The following is a 12,807-nucleotide window of genomic DNA, read 5'->3' as shown; positions in this document are numbered from 1 at the left end:
AAAACTCGCATTCTCATTGGCCTGGGGGAATGCCGTGCTCCCCCGTCGTACTGGCAGCGACGCTACCTCACTCCAATAGCGACAACAACGTCGCTTGACAAGTGATAACGGCGATGATAAACGCCGCGACGCGATCCACATGATCCATGGTGAGCTGGGAGGATGCAGCGAGACCTGGTCCATTCTAGACCGCCCTGTTGTCGCTTTTGTGATCGACGGATAGCGTGCCTATAGCGTCGATTTAGCGAATATCTAGTTGTCCGGAAAACCTTGACACCCGCATCGGGTGCTCAATAGTTTTCGCTGCGGGGCCACAAACGCGAACGAACGCATCAGAAAGAGGTGGCAAAATGGAGAACGAACTGTCGACTCTGGACATCGACGACCTGGAGATCTCCGAGTTCCTGGACGAGAGCCGGCTCGAGGACAGCGAGGTCGTCGCGAAGGTCATGTCGGCGTCGTGCACCACGTGTGAGTGCAGCTGCAGCTGCTCGTCCTGACGCACCGTCGGGCCTCGATCCCGCGGGTCAGCGCGGGCGACCGCCGATGACCCGACATTGAGATTGCTCGTCACACCGGACGTGTCCCGCGGCCGAAAGGCCCCAGGCGCCGCGGGGCACGTCCGGATGTGCCGGTCCGACCCGGCGCACCGAAAGGACGGCCATGACCATCGCACCGACCGCCGACACCCGGCTCGACCTACCCAGCAGCACAGCAGACCAGCGCGTCCTGATGCTGTACGTACACGTGCCGTTCTGCCATTCGCGGTGCACGTTCTGCGACTGGGTGCAGGCGATCCCCAACAAAGACCTGCTCCGCAAGCCGGGCGATTCGGTACGGGAGAACTACATCCGCGCGCTCTGCCGGGAGATCGAACACCGCGGCGCCGAACTGGCGGACGCGGCCACGATGCCGTACGTGATCTACTGGGGCGGCGGCACCGCGAGCAGCCTGGACGACGACGAAGCCACCCGCGTCATGACCGCCCTGCGCGACGCGTTCGACCTGAGCACGGTCGCCGAGGCCACGATCGAGTGCAGCCCCGACACGGTCGACGAGCGCAAGCTGGCGTTCTTCCGCGACCTTGGGTTCAACCGGGTCTCCAGCGGCGTCCAGTCCTTCGACGACGAACGGCTCAAGCGCCTCGGCCGGCGCCACACCGCGGACCAGGCCATCCGGCTCACCCACGCCGCCCGGGCGGTCGGCTTCGACGACGTGTCGATCGACATCATGTCCGGATTCCCGGACCAGAGCGTCGACGAGCTGCGCCACACCGTGGACCGGGCGCTGGAGCTGCCGGTCACCCACCTGTCGCTGTACTCGTTCCGGCCCACCCCCGGCACGTTCATGCGCCGCCGGATGGACCCCGACGAGAAACGCGGCTACCTGCGCAGCCAGAAACTTCTGTTCACCGAGGCGCGGCGGCGCATCAACGCGGCCGGGCTCGCCGAGTACGCGTCCGGCTACTTCGGCAAGGTGTCGCCGTTCGCCGCCATGTACTTCCAGCTGCGGGCGGACACGGTCGGCCTCGGCTCCGGCGCGATCTCGCTGGTCAACCAGCAGTTCCTGTCGCACCGCAAGGGCCTGCTGCATGCGTACGTGCAGGCGCCCACCAGCTTCGACATCGCCGTGCCGGCCAGCCAGGACCGGGTCCTGGTCTCGTTCCTGCAAGCCGGGCTCGCGATGTTCGACGGCATCCTGCGCGACGAATGGCGTACCGCCACCGGCACCGACCTCGACGAGGTGCTCACCCGAGCGTCGATCGCGCCGCTGGCCGAGTTCCTGCGCGGACGCGGCCTCGTCAGCGACGAGCGCGGCATCCGGCTGCCGGTACGCAACGTCGGCGTGACCCTCATCGAGCTGGCGTTCGAGATGGCGATGTCGCAGCCGGAGCTTGCATGAGCGGTGACACCCGCCGCTGGTGGGAGCTGGAGATCGTCGTACCGGTCGACCGGTGGTGCGCCGTGGTCGCCGACGTGGCCGGGCCGCTGCTGCGTACCGCGGCGCACCCTTCGGCCGCGATCAGCGACCCGCTGCTGGTCCGGGACGTCACCGCGCACCGTGCACCGGCACTGTACGTGCAGGCGCGTGCCGCGAGCGGCGACGAGCTGGCGGACGCGTACGGTGCGGTGCTCGCCGCGTCGCCCGCAACCGCACCCGTGGCAACGGCCGTCACGACAGCGAGCGGCCCGGTCGCGGCCGCGGATGTGGCCGTCGTGCGGCCGGCGCGGCTCGTGCCGCTTGCCGGGCCGGTCTTCGGTGGCGCTGCACTACCCGCCATGTCGCGGGGCTTCCTGCATCGCGTCGCGCCCGCGCTGGTCGAGCTGGCCGAGACGGGACGCGAGCGTCGCGGGTCCATGGTGGAAGCCGCGCTGGCCGTGATGGCGGCCCACCTGAAGGCGCAGGGCCCGTCGGCCGCTCCCGGCGCGGAGGCACTGGCGCTCGCCGGGGTGCCGCTCGGATTCGTGAGTTTCCGTTCCCACGCCGAGGCGTTCTTCGCCACCTGCCGCGACCCCGCCGCCGCGCGCGCGGCGATGGAGCAGCGCTACCGCGACGCCCGGCCGGTCATCGACAAGACCGTCGGCAGCGTGTTCGCGGCGGCGGATGCCGGCACGCTGCAGGACGGCCCCGCTGCCCGGTGGTTCTCCGCCGCGGCGGCGGCGCACCACGAGTTCCGCGCCGCGTTCGCGGCCGGGGAACTGACCGTGTCCGCGCCACCTGATCCGGACCAGCACGGCAACGGCCTGGCCCACAGCCGGTTCCACCAGCGGGCCGGGGCGTCCACCACACTGCAGCAGTACATTCAGGGCGATCCCGCGTTCCTCGCGGTACGCCTCGCGACCAGCCTGCTGTACGTCGGGCTGCACACGGCCGGCGTGGCGCTCGCGGAACGCTACTTCCTCTGCCACATCGCCAGCCGCGCCTGCGAATCGCTGAGCGGCACGGACGCCATGTCGATCCTCACCAGCCTGTCCTAGCCGCTCTCACCGCCGGCGCGGGTGACCGGGATGATCGAGGCGACCTCCGGTGTGTACTCCACCGGCCTGCGGTACGGCTCCGCCGCGGGCGGCCCGTACGCGGCGCCCAGCCCGGCCACGAGCGCGCCGACGGCGCTGACGCCCTCGGTGGTGGCTTCCACGCCGAAATACCGACGGCTGGTCGGCAGGTATCCGATCAGCTCGCTCACCTGCGAGGTGACCGGCGGGCGCCCGTACGCGGCGGCCGGGTTGTCCCACAGGTACACCGCGCCCCAGGTCTCCCCGTCCGGGCCGGTCGACGAGATCCACACCTTCTGCCGCAACCCGGGCACCCGGGAGTAGGCGTCGACGGCGTAGTCGCGCAGGTAGGCCCGCAGCGACGCGACCGTCTGCTCGGAGCGGGTCAGATCCCACACAATGATGGAACAGAACAGCTCGTTGTTCTCCACGAGCCCCATTCTTGCGTACCTGATCGCGGATCTCCATGCTTGGCATCGGGGAATTTCCCAAACTGTTTCAGAATCGCTATAGACGCCGTCAAGGCTCGCTTGAAAGCCACTAACGACGCAATGCAACACCACTCCCGGAACGCCAAAGACACCAAGAAACCAGCAGGTCAGGGCGGCTTCCGTCACGAAGGTGCCGCTTAACACGACGATTCTTCCCCCGTCAATGACGCTTGTGACGGCACTCGGCGTTGGATATCTTCCAGTCCAAGCGCCCGCGAGTTCCGGCACGGCCGATTTCGCCGCCGAATTCCCACGGAAAAGGACCGCTCATGACTTTGCCGAACCATCCGAGCCACGAGGACGCCCCCGCGGGTGTCGGCTTCGACGACGTCCCGGACATGCCGAACTTCGCCATCCTGCTGGTCAGCGACCTGGACAGGTCTGTGCAGTGGTACGTCGACGGGCTCGGATTCTGGGTCGAGAAGAAGCTGACCGGCCCGGACGGGCAGCTCGCCGTGGTCCACCTGCGCCGCGCCCAGTACCGCGACATGCTGCTGCGGCCCGCCCGCGAGCCGCTGCCGGGTCCGCTGGGGCGCGGTGTCCGGCTCAGCTTCACGCTCAACGGCGAGACCGAGGAGTCGATGCGGGCCATCGCGGCACGGCTGGAGAAGCTGCCGCAGGGCACCGTGAACGGTCCGCTGTCGACGCCGTGGAACACGGTCGACGTCGAGGCAACCGACCCGGACGGGTACGTGGTCGTGCTGACCACGGTCGCCGACCGGGCCCGCACCTGGAACGAGCTCAAGGACAGCGTCCGGACCGGCGACCAGCCGGTGCGGCTCGGCCGGTGAACCGCACGCCAATCGAGGAGCAGCGATGAGCAAGCAGGCCCAGTCGTCCAAGCTGGTGAACAAGGTCTACAACGCCGCGTACCGGGTCGGGTTCTCGCCGTGGGATCTCGGCCCGCCGATGCCGGAACTGGTCGACCTCATCGAGGGCGACGACGCGCTGACGCCGGGCCGGGCACTCGACCTCGGCTGCGGCGCGGGCACGAAATCGGTGTACCTCGCCCAGCACGGCTGGCGGGTCACCGGCGTGGACATCGCACCGGAGGCGATCAAGCAGGCCCGGCAGAAGGCGACCGACGGCGCGGTGCAGGTCGAGTTCGTCGTGGCCGACCTGCTGACCGACCTGGACGGCGTGGTCACCGGCCCGTACGACTTCCTGCTCGACTTCGGGTGCGCGCACAGCTTCCGCGACGAGGCGAAGGCGGTGTACGCGCGCAACATCGCGACGCTCGCCGCACCCGGCGCCACGCTGTACCTGTACGCGTTCACGAAGGGTCCGCTCAGCGTCCGCCCCGCCGAGATCGACTCGGATTTCGGCCCGCACTGGGAGCTCGTCTCGGCGGTGCCGGGCAGCAAGCGCGGCATCCCGGACGCCGGGCCGACGTGGTACCGCATGACCCGCCGGGCCTGACATGGTGACCGACCTGCGGACCGAACCGCTGGACCTGCGCGACCCGGCGCTGGTCGCCGACCCGTACCCCGCGTACGCGGGGCTGCGCGCCACCGGCGGCCTGCACTACTCGTCCACCTGGGACGCGTGGCTGGTCACCCGGTACGACCTGTGTCACGAGGTGTTCAGCCGGCCGCGGGACTTCGACCCCGTCGGGCAGCCGCTGCTGCGCGGCCTGCAGCGGCAGGTGCTGGACGGGGCGAGATCGTGGCGCGTACCGGAGGTCCCCGCGCTCGCTGGGCACGACCCCGGGCAGCGCGCGGTGGGGCGCCGGACCACCGGGCGCGCGCTGACCACGCCGTTCGCCGACGCGCTGTGGGACGGGTTCGCGGCCGAGTGCGCCGTGGCCGCCGCAGACCTGGCCGAGCGGTCCGCGTCCGGCCCGGTCGATGTCGTCCGCGGGTACGCGGTGCCGTTGGTCACCAGCCTGCTCGCGGGCCTGATGGCGGTCCGGCCACCGGATCTGCCGGTGTTCCGGGCGTGGGCCGAGAGCGGCTACGCCGACGACCTGAGCGACGCGGCGCGGGCCCGCATCGTCGTCGACATCCGGCGGCTGCTGTCGCGGCAGGCGGTCGACCGTGTCAAGCACCCGGTCGACGACTTCGTGGGTCACCTGGCCGCGCTGCCCGGCGGTACCTCGGACCTCACGGCTCACCTGGAGTTCGTTCTCGGCACCGGACTGATGATCTCGTTGGTGACCCATCAGGGCCTCGTCCTGAGCTTCAGCACGCTGCTGCAGTCCCTCGTCGACGCGCCCGAGGAGTACGCCCGGCTGCGGCGCGACCGGTCACGGATGGCCGACGCCGTGGAGGAGGGCCTGCGGTTCGACACCTCCACCCAGGCGCTGGGCCGGTTCGCCCGCGCCGCCACCACGCTGGCCGGCACGCCCATCCCGGCGGGCAGCCTGATGATCTGCCTCGTCGGGGCCGCGAACCGCGACGAGGCACAGTGGCCGGCCGCCGATTCCTTCGACCCCGCCCGCGGCGCCCGCGCCGCCTCCCGCCACCTCGGCTTCGGGCACGGTGCCACGTCCTGCCTGGGCGCGGCGATGTCCCGGCGGGCGCTGGCTCATCTGCTCGGCGCGCTGGTCGAGCACGCCACCGCGCTCGGCCCGGCGCCCGGCGCCCGGCGCTTCCCGGAGTTCATGACGCGAGGATTCGTCGCCCTACCTGTGGAGCTGACACCATGACCACGCTCGGCGAAGCCGTCACCGCGTATCCGTTCCCGGCACAGTGCCCGTTTCAGCTGCCCCCGGAGCTGGGCCGCCTGCGGCGCGAGGCCCCGGTCTCCCCGGTGCGGCTGGCCAACGGCGCCTCGGCCTATCTGGTCACCAGCTACCGGCACGTGCGGATGGTGCTGACCGACGAGCGGTTCAGCCGGCGCCCGGTCCGTGCGCGGGCCGCCGGTGAGCAGGCGAGCGCCCGGAAGCCGGGCGCTGCCGCGTTCGACTTCGGGCTGTCCATCGCCGACCCCGCCGATCACGCCCGCTGGCGTCGCCACACCGGCCAGGTCTTCCACCTACGGCAGGCCGAGGGCCTGCGTACCGGCATCGGGCGTCTCGTCGACGACCTGCTCGACGACATGGCCGCCGCGCCGGGGCCGGTGGACCTGATGGACCGGTTCGCCTTCGCGCTGCCGCTGAACGTTCTGGGCATGCTGTTCGACGTACCGGAGGACCTGCGACCCGGCTTCGACGCGTGGGCCCAGGCCATGCGGGCGGGCGGCGCGTCCATGGCCGCGTTCGGCACCGCGATGGCGGGCCTGCACGAGGCGGCGGTCGCGCTGGTCCGGCGGCGGCGCGCCGAGCCCGGCCCGGACCCGCTGTCACACCTGATCAGGATCGCGGCCGGGGACGGTTCCGGCCTGTCCGACGACGATCTGGTCTCGACCGTGCTGCTGCTGACGGTCGCCGGGTACGAGACCGTGGCGACCCAGCTCGGCAACGGGCTGCTGGCGCTGTTCCAACATCCGGCCGAGCTGGACCGGGTGCGCTCCGGCGAGGTCGCCGTCGACGCCGCCGTCGAGGAGATTCTCCGGTACGCGCAGGCCAGCACCGGTTTCGCCGGGATGATGTACGCCACCACCGACGTGCCACTCGACGACGTGGTGGTGCCGGCCGGCGCGGCGGTGTTCGTGTCGATGGACTCGGCCGGCCGCGACGAGTTGCGCCTGCCCGATCCGGAACGGTTCGACGTGTCGCGCGGTGCCGCGAGCCACCACCTGACGTTCGGCGCCGGGGCGCACTTCTGCCTCGGCGCCCCGCTGGCCCGCGTCGAACTGCAGGAGGGCCTGTCCCGGCTGCTCGCCCGATTCGATCTGACCCTGGTGCCGGCGGCGCACGACGTGACGATCACCGGCAACCGGTTCCACCGGCTGCCCGCCGAACTGCCGGTGCTGCTCGTGAACCGAGAGTCCTGATCAGGCGACACGCTCGGGCGTACGGATCGGCCGGTGCGACCGGTCGTGGCGACCGACGTCGAGCGCGCCGGTGGTGATGTCCGCAGGCAGGGTGAAGGTGAAGCGGGTGCCACCGCCGGGGTTGTCGGCGGCGGTGATGGTGCCGCCGTGGCGTTCCACGGTGCGCTTGCAGATGGCCAGGCCGAGCCCGGTGCCCGCGTAGCCTTTGCCGCGATGGGCGCGGTGGAACGTGTCGAAGATGGCAGCGTGCTGCCCGGCCGGGATGCCGATGCCGTTGTCCGCGACGGTCACGGTGACCGTGTCGTCCTGGCAGGCGCCGGTCACCCAGATGTGCGGGATGACACCCGGGGCGGTGTACTTGACGGCGTTGCTGACGAGGTTGTCCAGCAGCTGCCTGATCAGCACCGGGTCGGCGTGCACGGGGTGCAGGTCGCCGACGGTGAAGACCGGCACGGGTTTTTCCGCGGCCATTGCGGTGTCGATGCGGGCGTCGGCGACGTCGGTGACCACCTTGGTGAGGTCGACGGGTGCCGGGGTGATGGACGCGTCGCGGGTGGTGGTGTATGCGAGCAGGTCGTTCACCAGTCCGCGCATGCGGGCCGCGGCGCGCTCGACGCGGGCCAGGCCCGTGTGCGCAGCCGCCACCGCGGGGTGCTCCGGGATGTCGCCCAGGGTTTCGTCGACGGCTTCGGTCCAGCCCTCGACCGTGGTGAGCGGGTTGAGCAGGTCGTGCGCGACCACGCCCGCGAAGCTGGCCAGTTCGTCGCGCTGCCGCGTCTCGGCGGTGACGTCGCGGATCAGCACGACCGACCGGTCCAGGGATCCGTCGGGGTCGGTCAGCGGGGTGGCGGTCAGCCGCACGATCCGGTCGTGCGGAAGGTCGGAGTTGCTCACCAGGACATCCATGGAGTGGCCCTGGCAGGCGGAGGTCACCTTGCGGTGGGGCAGCTCGTGGTCGGCGATCGGGCTGCCGTCGAGCCGGCGGAACCCGTAGAAGCTGCTGGCGTCGTCGACGTCGTGAGTCCGGACGCGCCCCAGCAGCGTGGCCACGGCGGGGTTGTGCATGACCAGCCGCCCGTCGCGGTCCTCGACGGCCAGGCCGTCGGCCATGGAGTTGACGATCGCGTTCATCAAATCCGCCTGCCGCGATGCCTGGGCCTTCTCCTCTGCCAGCTCGCTGGTCACCGCGGCGCGTTCGTCGCGGGACAGCGCCAGGGTCAGGCCGATCAGGGCGGAGGTGGCGGCGAACGCGTGCGCGACCAGCACCTGCCCCTGCGGTGACCCGAGCATCGCGAACGGCCCCGACTCCCACAGCGTGGAGGCGCTGGTGGCGAACGTGACGACCGCACTGAACACGAAGACATAGATGGTGGACAGCCGCACCGCGGAGTACACGCTCAGGGCGAGCAGCGGGAACACCATGGTCACGCCGGAGAGGCCGAACGTGAGACCGTAGCCGGCCAGCGAGCACCCGACGACCGCCAGGTATTCGTATGCGCGGGCGCGCGTGGTGTCGCGCATGATCTGCCGCCACGCCGCGGCCAGCGATCCGTACCGGGCGCGCTGGGCGGACAGCTTCGCGCCGACCTGCAGGGCCAGGCCGCCGTAGAGCAACATGCAGGTGAGGGTGCAGAGCAGCATGGTTGCGGTCTGCACCCCGACGAAGGTGCCGGTGGCCAACCACAGGCCCGGGAAGCCGACCGCGGCGCCGGCCGCCGTGGCGCCGACGGCGGCGACCAGCAGCGGCCACAGGTCCGCCGGGCGGCGAAGCCCGGTGCGGGGCGCGTCGCCGCCGGTGTTCGGGTGTGGGTGGGACAGCAGCCACCGGAACGCGGCGACCTGGACGCCCACGATCAGGCCGCAGAGCACGGCGACGGCCATCGGCTGACCGACGACGAGGTTGACGCCCACGGTCGCCGCCAGCAGCACCGCGGGGTCGACCCACCGGGCCGGTGCCCCGCGCTGGGCGACCAGCCACATCGCCGCGACACCCGCGGACGGCCACAGCTCGTGCAGCCCCCCGTGCGCCGCGATCGGCGCCCGGCTCACCACGACCGTCGCCAGGTAGGCCGAGACGAACAGGACGGTACGCAGCAGCGAGGCCCGCAGGCTCATCGCCGGCTTCCTTCCGGGTCGCCGCCCATCAGCTCCCGCACCGCCATGCACCACCGCGTACGCATGAACGGCTTGCTCAGATGTGCGTTCGCATCGAGGGCACCCACGAGCCTGTGGGAGTCCCGCAACACGGTCCCGAACACCTGCATGACGCCCTCCGTAGCCGGCTTCTCACTATTCCCATCGCCGCCGGGGAGACCGCTGCTGAGCTCCGGCAGACCTGTCCGGGCAGGTCCAAGGTCCCGGACCGGACACCGCGACGCACTACGCCGCGGTCTTGCGCCAGTACACGCCGCACTGGTCGATCGTGACCAGCTGCGGGTCGGGCACCTCGGCGGCCTTCAGGTAGTCGTGCACGGCCCGCCGGCATTCCTCCAGGAAGTGGTAGTCGTCCACGATCACGTAGCCGCCGGCCGAGACCTTGGGATACAGGTGCTCCAGGGTCGCGTACGTGGAGTCGTAGAGGTCGTTGTCGACCCGCAGGATCGCCAGCCGTGACACCGGGGCGGTGGGCAGCGTGTCGGCGAGCCATCCGGGCAGCAGCCGTACCTGGTCGTCGAGCAGGCCGTAGCGGCGGAAGTTGTTCCGTACCTCGTCGGCCGACCCGCCGCGCAGGAACTGCTCCTTCATCGCCTGCGCGGCCTGGCGTCGCTGCTCGTGCTGCTCGTCGGTCAGGTCCGGGTAGACGTCGCTCATCCGGTACCGCGCGTCGGCGGGCGGCTCGGGGAAGCCCTGGAACGAGTCGGCCAGCCACACCGTACGGTCCGTGACGCCGTACGCCCGCAGCACGCCGCGCAGGAAGATCATCGCGCCGCCGCGGCCCACCCCGGCTTCCAGGAAGTCCCCGGGGATTCCGTCGAGGAGCACGTTCTCGGTCAGCTCGCGGATGTTGTCGAGCCGGGCGTACCCGATCATGGTGTGGGCCAGGCTCGGGCAGTCCAGGCCCGCGGTCCGGGCTTGCAGGTCGAACGCCGCGGGCGGCAGCCAGGGCGGCGAAACCGGCGGGTCCTGGTAGATCACGTTGGTCACGCACCGCCGGAGCAGGTCCAGATACAGCCGGGCGTCAGGGGTGGTCACGGTGTCTCCTCTCCGGATGGGTGGCCCGGCCCGGGGGCCGAGCACGCTCGGGCCGGACCCGGGGGCCGCGCCGGGTGCCGGCCAGCGTCGAATGAACGCCCGTCAGGCGGCGCGGCGCAGGCCGTTCGGGGCGGTCCAGTGCTCGCCCTCGGTCTTGATGAACCAGTCGACCGTTTCGGCCAACCCGTCGGTGAGTCCCCGCAGCGACGCGGGATCGATGCCGATCGCCGGCAACGTCTGCGCGTCGGCCCGCACCGGCGTGGCCGGGTCCTCCCCCGGCCGCATCGGCAGGTCCACGATGGACGCCCGGCCGAAGCCGCGGTCGGCCACCAGATCGATGATCGTTTCGGCGGCGTGCCGGATCGTGGTCGACCGGGTCGGGCCCACCTCCACCACGTCGACGATGCGCCCGGCCTGCGCGGTTTCCAGCGCCGACACCAGGGCCCGCGCCACGTCGCCGACCCACACCATGTCCGACACCTGGTGACCGCCGCCGTACAGCTCGACCGGCATGCCGGACAGGGCGCGGCACACCACCGCGGGGGTGATCTTGCGGACCTTGCCGGACCCGAACGGCGCCGCCGCGAGCTGCCGCGGCCCGTACGCGTTGACCACCCGGACGCAGTTCACCCGGGTGCCGTGCTCGGCGTTGTACATCCGCACGAACCGCTCGACCGTGGTCTTCGAGATGGAGTAGCAGTTGTCCATCGTGTGGTTGCCCACGCAGATGTACACGCCGGGCAGCTCGTACTGGGCGATGGCGGCCAGGAAGTTGAGCCCGCCGAACACGTTGGTCTCCGCCGCGGGCCGCGGGTTGCGGATCGTCTCCTGGGTGCCCAGCACGGCCGCGAGGTGGATGACCGCATCGCAGTGGGCGGCGAACTCCATCATCGCGGTGGCGTCCCGGACGTCGCCGAGCACCACCTCCCAGGGGGATTCCTGGGGCTGGCGGTGGCGGTCGAGGACCACGGGTTCGTGGCCCCGCTGCGCCAGCTCCTCGCACACGTACGTGCCGATGAATCCGCGTCCGCCGGTTACGCCGACCTTCATGAACGTTGCCTCCCCGTACTCGACGTCACATGGTTTGCCGTCCTGGCGACGAACGCCTCGAGATCGTCAGCCAGCCGGTCCAGCGGCGGTAGCGCCCGCATCCGCTGTTGCATCAGCCCGGCGCGCGCCTGGAAGCCGGTGTCGGCCAGGACCGCCGCCACGGCCGCCCGTACGGTCGCCGCGGTGACCGCCGCGAGGTCGAGCGGTGTCGCGAGCCCCAGGTCCGCCAGCCGGGCGGCGGTGGCGGGGTGATCGCCGAAGAACGGCACGGCGACCATAGGCACCCCCGCGTCGAACGCCTCGCGGACCCCGTTGAATCCGCCGTGCGTGAGGAACAGGTCGCACGAGCGCAGCATCGCCCGCTGCGGCACGAACGCTGCGAGGTGGACGTTCGCCGCGCGCGCACCCGGCCATCGGCCCGGATCGGTGCCCGACCCGAGCGCCACGACGCCGGTGACCGGCAACCCGCCGAGCGCCTCGATGATCGCGTTGAGCACGGTGGTGGACCGGGGGTCGCAGTGTGGCGCGTTCATGCCAAGGCTGGCCAGGACGAGCGGCCCGGCGCCGGCGGGACGGGCGAGACTCGCTGCCGCCTCCGCGTCCGCCCGATCGTCCGCAGTGGACGGCCGGTAGTGGCGGGCGCCGGGCCAGCGCAGCCCGTCCGGGTAGAAGACATCCGGCACGAGGCCCACCCGAAAGGGGCGCACGGGGTGCCATGGGTCGCTCACCGGAGGCAGGTCGAACCCGGCCCGCAGGCGGTTGAGTTCCGGCAGCGCCCCGTCCCGGGCGACCGGCGACAGCGGCGCGATGTCCACCGTGCCGGACGGCACGCCCAAGCACTCGGCGGCCACGTATCCGCCCATCTCGGTGGAGTCGCGCAGCACGCAGTCGGGTTTCCACGCGCCGAGCACGGTGGTGATCTCCGCCGCCTGCCCGCTCGTCGACGGCGTGACGAACGGATGTGCGGGCGGGCGGCCGGGCCGCGCCGGGCGTACCGCCCCGGCCCGGGCGCGCATCATCTCGTCCATGGACAGCAGGCTCGCGACCGGCAGCAGCGGAAAGCCCGCCCGCGCGATCCGGTCGCCGACCGCCGGGCCCGACGCGACGGCCACGTCGTGGCCGCCGAGCCGCAGGGCGCGGGCCGCGGCCAGCACGCCCACGAGATGGCTGGGATTGGCGTGGCAGGTGAGAGCGACGCGCAC

Annotated in this window: 13 protein-coding genes; 7 read left to right on the top strand and 6 right to left on the bottom strand. The window is 71.4% G+C overall.

Annotated elements, in window-relative coordinates; genetic code table 11:
- Nucleotides 1-350 precede the first annotated feature (350 nt).
- From ACMCNK_RS02780 to ACMCNK_RS02770, 3 genes are all read left to right on the top strand, one after another.
- Nucleotides 351-500 (top strand): thiocillin/thiostrepton family thiazolyl peptide, encoded by a 150-nt coding sequence (locus ACMCNK_RS02780; protein ID WP_089009173.1) that lies wholly within the window; start codon nt 351-353, stop codon nt 498-500.
- A gap of 163 nt (nt 501-663) precedes the next feature.
- Nucleotides 664-1,902, top strand: a complete 1,239-nt coding sequence (locus tag ACMCNK_RS02775) for a coproporphyrinogen-III oxidase family protein (protein WP_412734793.1) — start codon at nt 664-666, stop codon at nt 1,900-1,902.
- A complete protein-coding gene (locus tag ACMCNK_RS02770) occupies nt 1,899-2,978 on the top strand; it encodes a hypothetical protein (protein ID WP_412734792.1) in 1,080 nt (359 codons plus the stop codon). The genes ACMCNK_RS02775 and ACMCNK_RS02770 overlap by 4 nt, the downstream gene beginning before the upstream one ends.
- On the opposite strand, the gene ACMCNK_RS02765 is transcribed toward ACMCNK_RS02770, so the two are convergent.
- The gene (locus tag ACMCNK_RS02765) at nt 2,975-3,436 is read right to left on the bottom strand and encodes a hypothetical protein (protein WP_412734791.1); all 462 of its coding nucleotides are present in this window, start codon (nt 3,434-3,436) and stop codon (nt 2,975-2,977) included. The two genes, ACMCNK_RS02770 and ACMCNK_RS02765, sit on opposite strands and share 4 nt — an antisense overlap.
- Nucleotides 3,437-3,756: 320 nt before the next feature.
- On the opposite strand from ACMCNK_RS02765, the gene ACMCNK_RS02760 reads away from it, so the two are divergent.
- The 4 genes from ACMCNK_RS02760 to ACMCNK_RS02745 are packed head-to-tail and all read left to right on the top strand — an operon-like array spanning nt 3,757 to nt 7,363.
- Complete coding sequence (locus tag ACMCNK_RS02760) at nt 3,757-4,278, top strand: VOC family protein (protein WP_412734790.1); 522 nt, start codon at nt 3,757-3,759, stop codon at nt 4,276-4,278.
- A 25-nt stretch (nt 4,279-4,303) separates the two neighbouring features.
- On the top strand, nt 4,304-4,906 hold the full coding sequence (locus ACMCNK_RS02755) for a class I SAM-dependent methyltransferase (protein ID WP_412734789.1): 603 nt from the start codon (nt 4,304-4,306) through the stop codon (nt 4,904-4,906).
- 4 nt (nt 4,907-4,910) lie between these two features.
- Complete coding sequence (locus ACMCNK_RS02750; protein WP_412734788.1) at nt 4,911-6,134, top strand: cytochrome P450; 1,224 nt, start codon at nt 4,911-4,913, stop codon at nt 6,132-6,134.
- Complete coding sequence (locus ACMCNK_RS02745; protein WP_412734787.1) at nt 6,131-7,363, top strand: cytochrome P450; 1,233 nt, start codon at nt 6,131-6,133, stop codon at nt 7,361-7,363. The genes ACMCNK_RS02750 and ACMCNK_RS02745 overlap by 4 nt, the downstream gene beginning before the upstream one ends.
- On the opposite strand, the gene ACMCNK_RS02740 is transcribed toward ACMCNK_RS02745, so the two are convergent.
- The 5 genes from ACMCNK_RS02740 to ACMCNK_RS02720 all read right to left on the bottom strand — a co-directional run bounded on the left by ACMCNK_RS02740 (nt 7,364) and on the right by ACMCNK_RS02720 (nt 12,807).
- Nucleotides 7,364-9,478, bottom strand: coding sequence for a sensor histidine kinase (locus ACMCNK_RS02740; RefSeq protein WP_412734786.1), 2,115 nt, complete (start codon nt 9,476-9,478; stop codon nt 7,364-7,366).
- Nucleotides 9,475-9,627 (bottom strand): hypothetical protein, encoded by a 153-nt coding sequence (locus tag ACMCNK_RS02735; protein WP_412734785.1) that lies wholly within the window; start codon nt 9,625-9,627, stop codon nt 9,475-9,477. The genes ACMCNK_RS02740 and ACMCNK_RS02735 overlap by 4 nt, the downstream gene beginning before the upstream one ends.
- Nucleotides 9,628-9,742: 115 nt before the next feature.
- On the bottom strand, nt 9,743-10,555 hold the full coding sequence (locus tag ACMCNK_RS02730; protein WP_412734784.1) for a TylF/MycF/NovP-related O-methyltransferase: 813 nt from the start codon (nt 10,553-10,555) through the stop codon (nt 9,743-9,745).
- 102 nt (nt 10,556-10,657) lie between these two features.
- Nucleotides 10,658-11,605 carry an NAD-dependent epimerase/dehydratase family protein gene (locus ACMCNK_RS02725; RefSeq protein WP_412734783.1) on the bottom strand — a complete coding sequence of 316 codons (948 nt, stop codon included), beginning with the start codon at nt 11,603-11,605 and terminating at the stop codon, nt 10,658-10,660.
- Entirely contained in the window at nt 11,602-12,807 is a 1,206-nt protein-coding gene (locus tag ACMCNK_RS02720; RefSeq protein WP_412734782.1) for a glycosyltransferase, read from the bottom strand. The genes ACMCNK_RS02725 and ACMCNK_RS02720 overlap by 4 nt, the downstream gene beginning before the upstream one ends.

The sequence above is a fragment of the Krasilnikovia sp. MM14-A1259 genome (genome assembly GCF_047159535.1).
In the GTDB taxonomy this organism is placed as follows: Bacteria; Actinomycetota; Actinomycetes; order Mycobacteriales; family Micromonosporaceae; genus Actinoplanes.
Note: the sequence above shows the minus strand (reverse complement) of the source record. Positions and strands in the feature narration are given on the sequence as shown.

Excerpts from the sequence above, each read along its gene's own strand:
- ACMCNK_RS02765 (WP_412734791.1), bottom strand. The coding sequence starts at position 3,436 with ATGGGGCTCGTGGAGAACAACGAGCTGTTCTGTTCCATCATTGTGTGG.
- ACMCNK_RS02745 (WP_412734787.1), top strand. The coding sequence starts at position 6,131 with ATGACCACGCTCGGCGAAGCCGTCACCGCGTATCCGTTCCCGGCACAG.
- ACMCNK_RS02775 (WP_412734793.1), top strand. The coding sequence starts at position 664 with ATGACCATCGCACCGACCGCCGACACCCGGCTCGACCTACCCAGCAGC.
- ACMCNK_RS02760 (WP_412734790.1), top strand. The coding sequence starts at position 3,757 with ATGACTTTGCCGAACCATCCGAGCCACGAGGACGCCCCCGCGGGTGTC.
- ACMCNK_RS02755 (WP_412734789.1), top strand. The coding sequence starts at position 4,304 with ATGAGCAAGCAGGCCCAGTCGTCCAAGCTGGTGAACAAGGTCTACAAC.
- ACMCNK_RS02740 (WP_412734786.1), bottom strand. The coding sequence starts at position 9,478 with ATGAGCCTGCGGGCCTCGCTGCTGCGTACCGTCCTGTTCGTCTCGGCC.
- ACMCNK_RS02770 (WP_412734792.1), top strand. The coding sequence starts at position 1,899 with ATGAGCGGTGACACCCGCCGCTGGTGGGAGCTGGAGATCGTCGTACCG.
- ACMCNK_RS02780 (WP_089009173.1), top strand. The coding sequence starts at position 351 with ATGGAGAACGAACTGTCGACTCTGGACATCGACGACCTGGAGATCTCC.
- ACMCNK_RS02725 (WP_412734783.1), bottom strand. The coding sequence starts at position 11,605 with ATGAAGGTCGGCGTAACCGGCGGACGCGGATTCATCGGCACGTACGTG.
- ACMCNK_RS02735 (WP_412734785.1), bottom strand. The coding sequence starts at position 9,627 with ATGCAGGTGTTCGGGACCGTGTTGCGGGACTCCCACAGGCTCGTGGGT.